This is a genomic window from Pseudomonas sp. RIT288, assembly GCF_000631985.1.
Classification (GTDB): Bacteria; Pseudomonadota; Gammaproteobacteria; order Pseudomonadales; family Pseudomonadaceae; genus Aquipseudomonas.
The window spans coordinates 24145-38100 of record NZ_JFYN01000009.1; the positions used below are offsets into that span (position 1 = coordinate 24145).

Here is a 13956-nt window from a genome sequence, read left to right on the forward strand (position 1 = left end):
CCGCAGTTACCTCTGATCAATTTTTGTAGCGTTCAGCCGCCGAACTGCGCGACAGATTCGGTGCCATGGCATGTCGTGCACGCACAAAGGCCTGCCATTCACCCTCGTCAGGCAGCGACGGGATGGTAATCAACTCGCCCTGATCCAGACCGGCCAGCGCCGCATCGACCATCTCGCCAGCCTCCATCACCATCTCCGCCGGAATGCCGCTGGCGTCGATGCCGGAACGCTCCCAGATTTCAGTGCGAGTAACGCCGGGCAACACCGCCTGCACCTTCACGCCAGTACCTTCGAGCTCGGCGTTGAGCGATTGAGTCAGGCTCAACACATAGGCTTTACTCGCGCTGTAGGTTGCATTGAAGCGTTCAGGAAACAGCGCCACCACCGAGGCGATGTTGATGATCGTGCCGCGTCCGGCCTTGGCGAAACTGGCGGCGGCTGCCGAGGCCAGCAACGTCACGGCGGTGACGTTCAACTGAATCAGACGCTCCAGTTGCTCGGCATCGGAGTTGGCCAGCAAGCCATCGGCTGCAACTCCTGCGTTATTTACCAACAGAGTGATGCTCGAGTCACTGCGCAGGCGTTGCTGGAGTTTGAGGACATCGTCCTTTTGCGTCAGGTCGGCCTTGAGCACTTCGACCTTTACACCGTGGGCGTCGCGCAACTGGCTGGCAGCGTTCTCCAGACGCTGTTGATCACGGGCCACCAACAGTAAATCAAAACCACGCGTTGCCAGCCGTTGCGCGTAGATGGCACCGATACCGGACGATGCGCCAGTGACGACAGCCGTACCTTGAGACTGGACTGAACCCATGAGAGCGCTCCTGAAACATATTGGGAGATAGGCCTCCAACGCTCACTGGCGTGGAGGCGACGGAAATTATTATAGGCATAATCCAAAGAAAATATGATACCTATAATTTTCAGCTCACCGACAAACGCGACGCCGCTCCCTCTGTCGCATCGCTGCCACCCAGAAAGCAGAAAGGCCGGTCAATGACCGGCCCCTTGGCGTTAAGTAATCAGCTTAGTTCACTTCCAGCTTGTCGCGGTTGCGATCGAGGATCGCCTTGCCGATGCCCTTCACTTCCAGCAGCTCATCCACCGAGGCGAATGGCCCATTAGCATCACGATACGCAACAATGGCTTTGGCTTTCGCCTCACCGACTCCAGCCAACTGCTTCTGCAGAGTCGCGGCATCGGCACCGTTCAGATCGACCTTCTCACTTGGGAATGCCGTCACCGCCTCCGCCACCACCGTTGCCTTTTCCGCTTGAGGGACAACGACAGGTGCTGCGATAGCAGCGATTGAAGCACTGGTGAGGAAGGCGAAAACCAGAGAGTAGAAAAAACCGTTACGCATAAATGACGCTCCATCATCGTTTGAGAAAGCAGCTTTTCCGAAGCTGCTCTCCAAACTTAGGCGATGGTTGGCGGGTGTCAAAAATGCGTCTATTACAGGATGTGAAACAATCAGGGTTCGAGGCGGCGCTGCTGATAGATCCAGTCGACGATTTCGCCGTCGGGGGTGTAGCCGCTGACAGTTTCTCGCAGGAGTTGGCGGACGCGGGCATAATCGTCCTGCTCGACGGCAGCCAGCAAATCCGTCAGACGAAGCTTGAGCAAGTCCCACGGTAAATGATCTTCGCTGGCACTCATGATCATCGGGTGCGGTGTGGCTGCCACGTTGTCACCGATCAGCAGCTCTTCGTATAACTTCTCTCCCGGACGAAGCCCCGTAAAATCAATGGAGATGTCTCCTTGTGGATTACGCTCGGAGCGAATGCTCAATCCAGACAGGTGAATCATTTTTTCCGCCAATTCGACGATTTTCACCGGCTCGCCCATGTCCAGGACAAATACATCCCCGCCCTGCCCCATCGAGCCTGCCTGGATGACCAGTTGCGCAGCCTCGGGAATGGTCATGAAATAGCGGGTGATCCGGGGATGCGTGACTGTCAACGGTCCACCGGATTTGATTTGACTATGAAACAACGGAATCACTGAGCCCGAGGACCCTAGAACATTACCGAACCGAACCATGGTAAAGCGGGTTTTATTGACACGGGAAACGTTGGCCTTGTCACCAAACATCACGGGGGCAACCTCCCGGCTCAGCGCCTGGAGGATCAACTCGGCCAGACGTTTGGTACTGCCCATGACATTCGTCGGCCGCACTGCCTTGTCTGTAGAAATCAGGACAAAATTCGAGACCCCGGACTGAAGCGCAGCCTGAGCGGTATTGAGGGTTCCGATGACGTTATTGAGGACACCCTCTGCAATGTTGTGCTCCACCATCGGCACATGCTTGTATGCTGCCGCATGGTAGACGGTGTCGATTTTCCAGGTTTTCATCACATCAAGCAGCTTGTCCTGATGGCGAATGGAGCCCAGGATCGGCAACAACCGCACGGAAACCGACTGCCGAGACCCACGCTGCTCCAACTCGGTCAAAATGCTGTAAAGGTTGAATTCACTGTGTTCGAACAACAATAGCGCCATCGGCTCCAGTGAGAAGATTTGTCGGCACAACTCCGAACCGATTGACCCACCGGCACCGGTCACCATTACAGTTTTTCCTTTAATACAACGCTCTAGCAGGTCTGGCTGTGCTGGCACCGAATCTCGTCCAAGCAGATCGGCAATGTCTACTTCCTGAATATCTTCAACCTTTACTCGACCGCTAGCCAGATCCGTGAAATTGGGAACGCTGCGTATATGAAGGGGGAATACTTCCAGCAGATTCAGAATCTCCCTGCGTCGAGCACGCGTCGACGACGGAAGCGCGAGAAGGATTTCCTGCGCCCCGGTGGCGTCAATCATCTGCTGAATATGCTTGGGCTTGTAAACCTGCAGACCTGAAATTGAACGATCGGCAATACTGGAATCGTCATCTATGAACGCTACAGGGCGCATGGCTCGCCCCATGCGCAACGCGGCGACCAGTTGGTTACCCGCAACGCCGGCACCGTAGATAGCTACCTTCGTCAGACCATCATCCCGGGACGTAAAGGGTACGTGTTGGGCTGCTGTGAACCAGTCCCCCATAAAATACTGACGCATGCACAGGCGCAAACCACCAATGATGACAAGACTAAGCCACCAATAGTTGAAAACGATAGACCGAGGAACAACAGCCTCGTGGTTGCTATACCAATAAACCACCAGAGCCAGAAACAGCGAGGAGAGACTTACGGCCTTGATGATCGCGATGAGCGCATCGTTGCCAAAATATCGCATGACAGCGCGGTACATGCCAAAACGGATAAAAAGCGGGATGGCGATGATCGGTGCGCAAGCGAAGAGCCAGAAATGAACTTTCAAGGGGTTGTACATGTCGTCTATGCCCAGACGAACGATGAACGCAAGCCAGAGCGCGCCCCATACAAGAACGACGTCGGTGGCAACCTGTATCAGGCGTTTCTTGCGCCGCGGTAGCCCCAACAAAAAAGATCGAATTTTATCCATTAGCATAATGGCTTAGTGCCCACTCCTTTCACCGAGGTCAGCATTTCACATTGTAACCGTCTACCAGGACTCCAGGTGAACTCAAATTGGTTACCGGCCCACCACGGCCGACGACGCTCGCACACCAAATATCCCGCAACTCTGACAACTGAAATGTAACCTTTGATGCATAGAATGTCATATTTTGAGAGAAGTCAGGGCGAAAAAACGGAAATGAAATTGAGACGCAGAGGGACATCAGCTACACTTGAGGTCATTCGAAATGCTATTCAGAATAAATGTAAGCCCTCTAGAAAACATTAGTAATATATATTGTTTGCTTATCAAATAAATCCGCGCTCGTAACCAATTTGTTGTAAAGAGATATCATGATCAGAAATCTTACCTCACCGCCTCAATTGGTAACATCTGAAAATCGAACAGCCCTTAAAGGGCAGAGGCCGGTCGTTATATGGCTGACAGGATTGAGTGGCGCAGGTAAATCAACCATTGCCAACGCCTTGGAACTTGCACTATTAAAAGCCGGACGACACACTTATCTTCTTGACGGAGATAACATTAGGCTAGGTCTATGTAATGATCTTGGATTCTCCGATCAAGACCGAGAAGAAAACATTCGAAGAATCTCAGAAGTTTCAAAACTATTTCTAGACGCTGGACTGATCGTAATAACAGCATTCATTTCCCCCTTCAGACGCGACAGAGCCTTGGCGCGCAATGTCATAGGCGACCAAAATTTCATTGAAGTCCATATCGATACACCTTTGACCGAGTGTGAGCGACGCGACCCGAAAGGTTTGTACGGAAAAGCAAGACAGGGATTGATCAAGAACTTCACTGGAATTGATTCAGCCTATGAAGCGCCTCTAGCGCCTAAAATAAGAATCAACACACTTGAAGAGGATCTCGAGAAATCTGTTCAGCGCATTCTCGCTGTCCTTCAAGAAAACCTGGAAGCATGAACACATTCGTTGTTGTTGGAGCAGGCTTTAGCGGAACCGTTGCTGCTATCGAGTTTTTGAATCGAGTACAACACGAAGCTCAACTGCTCATCATCAACCGGTCTGGACTAATTGCTCGCGGGCTTGCTTATGGCACCAATAGTCCACTGCACCTTTTAAATGTACCAGCTGGCAATATGACAGCTCTTGCAGATGAGCCAGATTCCTTCCTGGAGTATTGCCTCGGGCGCAACATGAAAGTGACGGCGAGCTCGTTTGTTTCGCGGAAAGTGTACGGCGATTATCTCGAACACTTGCTAACTCAGGCGATTGAACGCTCATCTGCTCGCGTCAAAACAACTCAGATCAGTGCCGAAGTTGTCAGCCTGACCCCTAACGGTCAAGGGGCCACAATTGAATTAGACTCGGGAGATATATTCAAAGCTGATCAAGTCACATTGGCTTTCGGACATTTCCCTCCAAGCAACCCATCGGGCCTCGGGTCTGTTAGCGAAACGCACTACTATCAGCAAGATCCCTGGGAGCAACGATCTGACTCAAAAATCCAGAAGGATCAGCCAGTACTTTTGATCGGAGGCGGACTCACGGCAATTGATGTCATCAGCAACTTGATGAAGTCAAAGCATACCGGCAAGGTCTATATGCTTTCTCGACGAGGCTTGTTACCGAAACCTCATCGTGTCGCGAGAGGTCAACATACGGATCACATGCAAACGCGTAACCGCCTTCTTGAGTCAAAGCCATCAATACTGGGCTATCTGAAAATCGTCCGAAACGCGATAAAAACCGGACTGAATGAACAGATTGACTGGCGAGATATCATTGCATCGATTCGTCCCGTGACAGCAGAGCTCTGGAGACGTCTTCCCGACACCGAACGCCGCCGATTCCTGCGCCACCTCCAAAGCTATTGGGACGTACATCGCCACAGGGTCGCGCCGGATACATTCCAGATATTTGAGGATGCACTGAATCGTGGCCAACTAATCCCCCTGGCCGGACGCATTGTCTCGATGGATGTAGTGAACGGTTCTGTGACTGCGGTGATAAAGGAACGACGCAAGGCATCAAATAGATTACTGACAGTCAACCTGATTGTGAACTGCACCGGTCCCACTTCCAATCCTGAAAAAACGAAAAGTCCGCTTATCAAAGAGCTATTGAAGGAGGGGTTGATAGTTTCGGACAACTTGGGATTGGGTATTTGTGCGAATGAGCACTACTATCTGAAAAATGCTCAAGGGGAGCCTAATGACTGGCTAAGCTATGTCGGCCCTATGTTAAAAGCCGATCATTGGGAGCTTACTGCGGTTCCCGAGTTGCGTGTGGCTGCACGCTCGGTAGCATTAAGTGTATGCCAGAAGTTTGAAAGTTAGCGCACCGGCATTAGCACCTGCGTAGAAAACACAGAAAAAAAAGGGTGATCAGTCGATCACCCTTCATATATCAGACGATTTTAGGCTTTAGCGCCGTCATCAATCCACTTGCAAAGGATGTGTACACCCTCTTCAACCATAATCTTTGGCGACCAGTTCAGAACTTCTCTGGTCTCGTCAATGGTGCAAGAAGCGTGACGCACATCACCATGACGATACTTGCCATTGATGTGATGCTCAGGAGCTTTGTAGTAGCGAGAAATGATATCCGCCAACTGGGCTACGCTGGTCGCTTCGCCCGAACCCACGTCATAAGGCTTGGTGGTACCATCAGAATGGATGGTCGCCGCAAAAATTGCATTGGCCACATCGTCGATAAAAACGAAGTCTCGAATGATTACGCCATCTTCATAGACCGGGATGCTCTTCCCTTCTTTCGCCATACGCGCGAACAAGGAAACAATACCGGTATAAGAGTTGATCAGCGACTGACCCGGACCGTAAACGTTTTGCAGACGCAACATTACAGGCGTCACACCCAGGGCAAGACACCAAGAGCTGAGGATATGCTCTTGAGCAAGCTTGGTTGCGCCATAAACGCTTGTTGGGTCAGGCGTTGTAGTATGAGAGTTAAATGGCAAAGCCTTGAGGCCAGGGAAATCCCACTCAGCACGCTCTAGTTGCTCACGGGAACGCTGACCCGGGTAAACGATTGCGCCGTTAGCATCTTTCCACGCACCCTCACCATAAACGGCACGGCTGGAAGTCAGAACGATGCGCTCAGGCAACGCTTCTGGATTGTTGCGCACGAGCGCATCCAGCATTTGGGTCGTACCGGTGACGTTGACATGAGCGTGGCGGCTCGCTTCCATCAATGATTGGCCGGTACCTGTTTCTGCTGCCAAATGAATAACAACATCGGGTGCAAACTCTTTCAAGACGCGATCCCAGTCCTCTGGACAGGTGACATCGCCCTTCACAAACTCAACACGCGAATCCAGTGCCGCCGGACGCTCTGCGCTTGGATGCACCTGAGGGTGGAGATTGTCGAAAGCAACAACTCGGCTGAATTGCCCGGCCAACAAAGGAGACAAAGCACAGCCAATAAAGCCTGCGCCACCGGTAACTAGACATGTCTTGCTCATTAACCACTCCTGATCTTGATTCAAAAAATTACTTCGCGTCCTGCACAACCATGGAAACCTTGCCCAGGCTCACCTGAACAGAAGGATCCAGATTTTCAAAACTGACTTGAGCCCCATCAACCTCGGAGGTCAGGCTCAAAAAAAGTTCATTATCTCCCTGTGCGTAGCGTTCGGCAAACTCCACCGGTCGCCCGTCCTTCACCCCTTTAATCTTGAATACACCTGAGGCGCTCGCCTTCAGGAAAACCCGCACAGTTCGCAACCCTTTCGACGAATCCGCCCACGTAAGAGCGAAGGGTCCCTTCAGATCCGAATTACCGCTCGTGATGAGGGCTGGGGATTCGTTCGCAACGTTGACGGCGGCGCCCTGGCTCACAGCAAGGTCATAGTTATTAGCGGATAACCACAAATAACTCTCGCTCAAAACGTTATCGAGATGACGCTCAGTCATCACGTAGAGCACAACATCCGGCTTGTACTTTTCAATCAGAGCCGGAACATTGGGAGCCAGCGACTGATTGTCAATGTTATGCCGAACCTGAATCGTTTCATAAAAAGCAGCTTGCAAATATGGCGATAGCGAGTCGCCCATCGAATCCCGTAATACCAATGCTCTCAAGCGTTTTTTCGCCGATTCATTGCGGGTATTTCTTGGTAGATCCAATAGACCTGTGTGCGTACTCCCAGGCACGACCTGAGCTGAGCCGTCATCACCCACGATCGCAAATTCTGGCAAGGGAGAAGCCAGCTTCGGCATGGTCCAGGGATTAGGCTCCGGCAGGCTGATCATTGCCTTGAATTCACTACCGTAATCGGGATTGACGACAGCACCATCAGCTGGAGGAACGTACAGATCGTTAAATTTCGGATTGAGGGTGGCCAGTTTTTTGCTGATTTCCTTCCAGCCTACCCAGGCACCAAAATCCGTCCAATGACTATTGAATGGGGAATACGTATCTCCAATTGAGCGAGCCTGTTGCAGGCTTGGTCGCAAATCAATCAATGGCAGATGCTGCTGTGAACTGAGTAACTGATCGAATATGTGAGTGCCAATGCGCCCTTCGGACCACTGAGGGAGCTTATCCGGATAAATAGACCACTTGGCTGGCGCGACAACAAACAACATCGGGATATTGCGTTGAGCCAACCACCGCTCTTGCCCCCCAACTGTCCCGCTCCAAGCGTTCAGCTCAACTTCATTATAGTGACGACGACCGAGGGCTTGTGACATGTTCTTGTTGAAGAAGTCCCCAAGAAAAACCCAGCCATCACGCCCCACAACAGCAATAGCCTTGTCATTAGTTGTTCCGAGAGCGTAAAGAAAACTCGAATAGCCCTCGACGGCGTTATTCCAAAGCGGCGTGGTTCTGCGAATTCCGTCACGCAGATTTGCCCACTCACCAGGATGCTTGATGACGGATTTTATCGCAGGAGCGAATTGGGGAGAAAACATCACCGCAATGCCGGGCACGCACAGGGCGAGCATGAACAACCCAATGATGACCCGTGGCTTAAATACTGATCTCATATATTAAAACCGGAAGTAGAGAAAAGGGCTGTATGCGCCGGAAAGAACTTTCATGCTTGCAAGCAGGAAGAGTGAACCGAGTCCAAATACGCCAACAACAACTCGTTGGCTGGATGATAGACGATCACACAGCCACTTATAAACTGGGAAGCTGAGAATTGCTCCCGCCACCAAGGCCAACAACAATCCGTTGCTCATATACTCGGCGACAACGTAGTTTTCCGGGCCGCTCCGAAGGTTCAACATCAAGGCACTCATGTGGAACGCATGCTCGAATGTTTCGGAACGAAACAGTACCCAGCCGAAAACCACTACTGCAAGGGTGTATAACCAACGCAATACGAAAGGTATGCCGCGACTCTCCATATTAGTGAAGCGCTCTATAACAAGGAAAAGACCATGCCATAGGCCCCAAGCGACGAATGTCCAAGAAGCGCCGTGCCATAATCCTGTCAGAATGAAAACCGCCATAAGATTAACGTAAGTTCGAGCGGCGCCAACTCGGTTACCACCCAAAGGTACATAGACGTAATCACGAAACCACCCGGACAAGGTCATATGCCAGCGGCGCCAGAAGTCGCGAATAGATGCCGCCTTATAAGGGTAGTTGAAGTTTTCCGGAAACCGGAACCCCATCATCAAACCTAATCCGATAGCCATGTCAGAGTAGGCGGAAAAGTCGAAGTATATTTGCAACGTATAACTGGCAGCACCCAACCAGGCAGTTCCGAAATTCAGTTCGGACGAGGGCAGTGCGAAAATGGCGTCAGCAGTGATTGCAAAGGTATCAGCCAACAACACTTTTTTTGCAAAGCCGATAACAAATCGCGTAATCCCCTCAACGACCATATCGGGATTGACAGATCGATCCGGAAGCTCTGCTGCGATATCACGGTAACGGACAATAGGGCCAGCAATAAGTTGTGGAAACAACGACTTGAATGTACCGAAAATCAATAGACTTTTGGTTGCCTGAATGGTGCCCCGGTACACATCGACCAGGTAGCTGATACCTTGAAAAACAAAAAAACTGATACCTAGAGGCAAAAGAACGGATATAACCGGAACGGCTGACGGGTGACCAAATTTCTCAGCGATGACATTGATGTTCTGCGTAATAAAACCAATGTACTTAAAATAACCTAGCACCGACAAGTTGAAAAAAAGACCAAGAATAAGAAAGATCCTGGCAGTTTTATTCGCCCCTTCATCGCTGCCCGACTGTCGATATATAGCAATCAAGTAACCGAACGCATAGTTGCCGACAATGGCAGCCAAGAGAATCCAGACCCCTTTTGCGTCCCCCAGGTAGTAGAAAAACAGACTTGCAACCAGAATCAGAATATTTCTGAGTCGATGCCCAACTAGCTTGTAAGCTATTAAAAAGGCGGGCAAAAACAGAAAAATGAATAGGTAAGAACTAAAAACCATAATCTACTTTCCAGTTAGTAACGATGGCACTGTTGCCTACGCAAGAGAGTGGCGAGATCGACATCCTCTCGGCATTATTATTTTTTCAACACCCAACGGTAGCCACTACGTAGAAGTGGTGCAAGCCGTGGAAATCTGAACATTATAGAGCGCTTCAAAGAAATTATTACTCCCCCTGCAAAGCGTGCCGTCCTGGCGATTTGCATCTGTTCACGTAGGTCTCCCGAAGGAAAACAACTAGACAGCGCCTGCACCTTATATTCTAGCTTGACATAATTCTTCGACGCCTGCGCGGGTGTCATTATGCACCGGCTTATAAAACCAGCATCTTGAGCACAATACGTAACTAGCCGTTCAAGCACATGGGGAAGGTCTCCATCTCCATAGTGCTCTTCATCAAAGTCACTCCATTTCCACTCATGCTCAAACAGCTTTTTCAACGCTTCCGGTTTGAACCAATACATCGAGCCATACGTTGCGATGGGAGTCTCTACGTCTAGAGGGACGTTCAAGCCAATTTTTCTCGCAACGTCTACAGCTCGCCCTCTATTGAGAAACCATCCGTGACCTAGGGTGGGATAACCAATATGCACTGCAGGCGGCATTGCAACCCCCACCCACGGCTCCGCTTCAAACATCTCAAGCACATTGGTTACATATTCATTACTGGAAAGAAGGTTCTCAAACAAGTGGCGTTTGAACATCGACGCTTTTGCCCAACCATCTTGCGGTGACTTCTTGCTATGAAGCCTGCAAATATAATCAAATTCGCCTTGGAGCACGACATCGCGGCAAGTAATAAATAATGCAGATGTATCTCTGCCAAAATTGGAAGCGCAAACCAATACCGAAAAATCACACACATTCAAATCAGTGAGAGCATTGATGATCTGCGTTTTCTTTTCTTCGGAATCGGTAGTGACAAATAATGAACAGCTCAACGGAATATTTTTTATCAAACCCATTATCTCATCCAGCATATCGACATAATAAATATGCGCGATGACTGCAATTCTCTTCTGGGAGAGCCGAGGAATAATGGAATTAGCATGAGTATCCGAAAGAATACTCAATTGCTCGAGATTTGTATAAATCGTACGCAACGGCGTGGTACGGATCAGGTTTTTCCAGATCAACGCTTCATCATAATCTGACCTCTCCCGTACAATATCCAATGCACGTTTGACATCAATTGCCTGGGATTCGAGAAAGGCGGGATCGTGAAAAAAAGGCCGTCGCTTTAAAATCGGCGAACGTCGCTCGATGGTTAAATCAATTTCGGAAAAAACCGGATGATCGGTGTTGTAGGTTGCAGGATCTAGATAAACAGCACATTGAAAACCCAAATCTTTGAAATACTGGGTAAAACGCCCCTCATGCTTTAAAATAGAGTCTTCATAAGATTTGATCATTGGCATTTCATGCCAATACTTATAAAAACTATCAGAGCAAAGCATCTCATTACGCACAGCGATGAAGTGCGATTGAATATGAAACGGCAAATTGCCTTTACCGGTAAATGGATTTGGCGAAACCTGATTATGAGCAGAGACCCCCCAAAAATCCACTTTTGCTTCACTCATCGAATCAAACAGTTCCGAAAAAGGAAAAACCGGAGCGTAGAAGGTATAGTTTAAAAACAGCGCCTCGTCGTACTGACGGAGTTCCTCCCAACCAAACTTCTCTATCGCCTCTTTATAAGCCCAAACATCAAAACCGATATTTTTCCGGCAGTAAACAGTATCGACTAATTGCTCAACCTTCTCGAGACAACCCGAAGCAACTTCAGAGTTAGAAACGAAAAATATGGTATCGACGTGCGCACGAAGCTTACGAAGCTTATAGACTATATAGTCATCCACAACTCCGTCATTATCATAAAAAAGATAAAAAGCAACTCTACGCATATTCAATCTGATTCCGTTAAGCTCTCAAACAAACCGTATGTACTCTACACTCAAAAGCACATGCGTAGACTTATGATAATGGCGAACCGTTAGATTCGCCATTATCATTGCTGGTTACTTACCTCTGAACAACGATACGAGTCGATTCAATACTCGTCGTTGAACGGACAGCTTCGCTCGATCCACCCAACGCAGGCGGGTCAAAACATCCGAATCGCCCATGAAAGAGTTCAATTTGTCATTCAAGAGGCGAGCCTGATCCAAAGCCCCCATCTTTTCACGAAACGTGCCACCTGGCAAGAATGTTACCAGTTTCTCATGCAGCTCTCTCGCTTGATCCAGCCACTCGGCAGGCGGCACATAAGTATTGTTCGCTGAAGAATAATGGTCTACGCGATTACAAATATCCCTGGCCTTATCCAACCATTGAATTTGATACTGTATATTTCCGTTAGGCAACATAGAACCAAGCCGTTGAAGCTTGTATTCCAGCTTGGTGTAATTGATTGATGCCTGGTATGTGTTAATGACACACCTCATGTGATAGCCATCACTCATCACCGAATAACCTAGCAAGCGCTCTAGTACGTGAGCCAGACCACCGTCCATATGATTCGGCTCAGGATCAAAGTCGGACCATTTGAATGGATAGGTTGAAATTTTCTTGATGGCCTCTGGCCGGAACCAAAACATCGTTCCATATGGCGCCACTGGTGTTGAGTCATCAAATGCGGTGGTAATGCCTAACTTTTTCGCCCACTCCGTCGCGGGCTTGCGGTTCTCGAACCAAGCATGTCCCAATGTAGGGTAGGCAATATGCACAACGGGAGGAAAAACCATCCCCAAACTTTCATTTTTTTCAAACAACCCAATAACGCGCTTTACATATCCAGGACTGTGCAAGAGGTTGTCGAACATGTGCTGCTTGAACAGCAACGCCATATTATGACCATTTTGCGGGGATTTTTTTGAATGGACCCGGCACAGATAATCATATTTATCTGACAAAAGAACATCACGAAGCGTCATGAATAGGGACCCCATGTCCCTTCCACGATTCTCCTCAGTAACGCGCACTTCAAACTTATTCACATTATACTTTAGCAGAGCAAGTTCGATATTCTTTTTCTTCTGCTCATCACTAGTAGTGATATAAAGATCATATGCATACGGAATATTAGTAATATACGACATAGCTTCTTCAAGCATGTCATCATAATACAAATGAGCCAGCACCGCGATACGGCGCGGCTTACTATTCAGCTCTTCAAAATCCTCGCCTGGAAGAACCTCTAGCAAATCCATATTGGTATGAAGCGTTCGCGGCTGAGTACTGCGGACAACATTCTTCCAAATAAGAGAAGTGTCGTAATCACTATCCTCTTCTATTTTTTTCATTACCCCTTTCAGGGTCATTGCGTTTTGTTCTAGAAATATTGGATCGTGAAAAAACGGGCGTCGTTTTAAAATTGGGCTGCGATTCTCAAACATCAACTCAATACTCTGGAACGCGGAGTATTCAGTTGGATAATCTTCTACAGGAAATGTAACCTCAAAGCTGAATCCGCAATCACTAAAATGCTTAGTAAAGCGAGACTCATGCTGAAGAATAGAGTCCACATAGGAGTTGATCATTGGCATTTCACGCCAATACTGCTTGAACTCTGGAGATGTGAACATTTTCTTACGCACAGCAATCCAGTGCGAGTTTAAGTGAAGCGGGAGTTCATCACGGCCAGTGAATGGGTTGGGCACCATCGCCTTATGCGCAGTAATACCCCAAAAATCACACTCCATCGCGTCCATTTTTTCAAACGTTTCAGAAAACGGAAAAATTGGACCGAAGAACGTGTAATTCATCAGAATCAGTTCATCATATTCTTCTAGCTTATCGAGACCAAAAGTCTCCATAGCTTCTTTATATCCCCAAACATCAAAACCGATATTTTCACGGACATAAACGACATCAACAACATCTTCAAGCTTTTTTCTCGACTCAACTGTCAGCGCAGAATTTGACACGACAAAAATTGTATCAATACTGTCCTTCAACGATTTCAATTTATGAGTAACATAGTCATCGACCTGACCCTGCTCATCATAGAAAAGATAAAATAATACGCGCTTCATATAACCACC

Annotated in this window: 10 protein-coding genes; 2 read left to right on the plus strand and 8 right to left on the minus strand. The window is 48.8% G+C overall.

The window, feature by feature from the left end:
* Positions 1 to 16: 16 nt before the first annotated feature.
* The 3 genes from BW33_RS09930 to BW33_RS09940 all read right to left on the minus strand — a co-directional run bounded on the left by BW33_RS09930 (position 17) and on the right by BW33_RS09940 (position 3468).
* Complete coding sequence (locus BW33_RS09930; RefSeq protein WP_047598674.1) at positions 17 to 814, minus strand: SDR family NAD(P)-dependent oxidoreductase; 798 nt, start codon at positions 812 to 814, stop codon at positions 17 to 19.
* Between the two features lie 213 nt (positions 815 to 1027).
* On the minus strand, positions 1028 to 1363 hold the full coding sequence (locus tag BW33_RS09935) for a ComEA family DNA-binding protein (protein WP_047598675.1): 336 nt from the start codon (positions 1361 to 1363) through the stop codon (positions 1028 to 1030).
* A 110-nt stretch (positions 1364 to 1473) separates the two neighbouring features.
* The gene (locus tag BW33_RS09940; RefSeq protein ID WP_047598820.1) at positions 1474 to 3468 is read right to left on the minus strand and encodes a nucleoside-diphosphate sugar epimerase/dehydratase; all 1995 of its coding nucleotides are present in this window, start codon (positions 3466 to 3468) and stop codon (positions 1474 to 1476) included.
* 368 nt (positions 3469 to 3836) lie between these two features.
* On the opposite strand from BW33_RS09940, the gene cysC reads away from it, so the two are divergent.
* Both cysC and BW33_RS09950 read left to right on the plus strand, forming a co-directional pair.
* Positions 3837 to 4430: an adenylyl-sulfate kinase gene (gene cysC, locus BW33_RS09945; RefSeq protein ID WP_047598676.1), complete on the plus strand. Its 594-nt coding sequence runs from the start codon at positions 3837 to 3839 to the stop codon at positions 4428 to 4430.
* Complete coding sequence (locus BW33_RS09950; RefSeq protein WP_047598677.1) at positions 4427 to 5806, plus strand: FAD/NAD(P)-binding protein; 1380 nt, start codon at positions 4427 to 4429, stop codon at positions 5804 to 5806. Before cysC ends, BW33_RS09950 begins: the two co-directional genes overlap by 4 nt.
* 80 nt (positions 5807 to 5886) lie before the next feature.
* Here the strand turns inward: BW33_RS09950 and BW33_RS09955 are convergent, their stop codons facing one another.
* The 5 genes from BW33_RS09955 to BW33_RS09975 form a co-directional block, all read right to left on the minus strand.
* Positions 5887 to 6951, minus strand: a complete 1065-nt coding sequence (locus BW33_RS09955) for an NAD-dependent epimerase/dehydratase family protein (protein ID WP_047598678.1) — start codon at positions 6949 to 6951, stop codon at positions 5887 to 5889.
* A gap of 28 nt (positions 6952 to 6979) precedes the next feature.
* Positions 6980 to 8479 (minus strand): alginate O-acetyltransferase AlgX-related protein, encoded by a 1500-nt coding sequence (locus tag BW33_RS09960; RefSeq protein WP_047598680.1) that lies wholly within the window; start codon positions 8477 to 8479, stop codon positions 6980 to 6982.
* A 3-nt stretch (positions 8480 to 8482) separates the two neighbouring features.
* Positions 8483 to 9910: an MBOAT family O-acyltransferase gene (locus BW33_RS09965; RefSeq protein WP_047598682.1), complete on the minus strand. Its 1428-nt coding sequence runs from the start codon at positions 9908 to 9910 to the stop codon at positions 8483 to 8485.
* A 77-nt stretch (positions 9911 to 9987) separates the two neighbouring features.
* Positions 9988 to 11817, minus strand: a complete 1830-nt coding sequence (locus tag BW33_RS09970; RefSeq protein WP_047598683.1) for a rhamnan synthesis F family protein — start codon at positions 11815 to 11817, stop codon at positions 9988 to 9990.
* A 114-nt stretch (positions 11818 to 11931) separates the two neighbouring features.
* On the minus strand, positions 11932 to 13947 hold the full coding sequence (locus tag BW33_RS09975) for a rhamnan synthesis F family protein (protein WP_047598685.1): 2016 nt from the start codon (positions 13945 to 13947) through the stop codon (positions 11932 to 11934).
* Between the last annotated feature and the right edge of the window lie 9 nt (positions 13948 to 13956).

Excerpts from the sequence above, each read along its gene's own strand:
- BW33_RS09930 (WP_047598674.1), bottom strand. The coding sequence starts at position 814 with ATGGGTTCAGTCCAGTCTCAAGGTACGGCTGTCGTCACTGGCGCATCG.
- BW33_RS09935 (WP_047598675.1), bottom strand. The coding sequence starts at position 1,363 with ATGCGTAACGGTTTTTTCTACTCTCTGGTTTTCGCCTTCCTCACCAGT.
- BW33_RS09940 (WP_047598820.1), bottom strand. The coding sequence starts at position 3,468 with ATGGATAAAATTCGATCTTTTTTGTTGGGGCTACCGCGGCGCAAGAAA.
- cysC (WP_047598676.1), top strand. The coding sequence starts at position 3,837 with ATGATCAGAAATCTTACCTCACCGCCTCAATTGGTAACATCTGAAAAT.
- BW33_RS09950 (WP_047598677.1), top strand. The coding sequence starts at position 4,427 with ATGAACACATTCGTTGTTGTTGGAGCAGGCTTTAGCGGAACCGTTGCT.
- BW33_RS09955 (WP_047598678.1), bottom strand. The coding sequence starts at position 6,951 with ATGAGCAAGACATGTCTAGTTACCGGTGGCGCAGGCTTTATTGGCTGT.
- BW33_RS09960 (WP_047598680.1), bottom strand. The coding sequence starts at position 8,479 with ATGAGATCAGTATTTAAGCCACGGGTCATCATTGGGTTGTTCATGCTC.
- BW33_RS09965 (WP_047598682.1), bottom strand. The coding sequence starts at position 9,910 with ATGGTTTTTAGTTCTTACCTATTCATTTTTCTGTTTTTGCCCGCCTTT.
- BW33_RS09970 (WP_047598683.1), bottom strand. The coding sequence starts at position 11,817 with ATGCGTAGAGTTGCTTTTTATCTTTTTTATGATAATGACGGAGTTGTG.
- BW33_RS09975 (WP_047598685.1), bottom strand. The coding sequence starts at position 13,947 with ATGAAGCGCGTATTATTTTATCTTTTCTATGATGAGCAGGGTCAGGTC.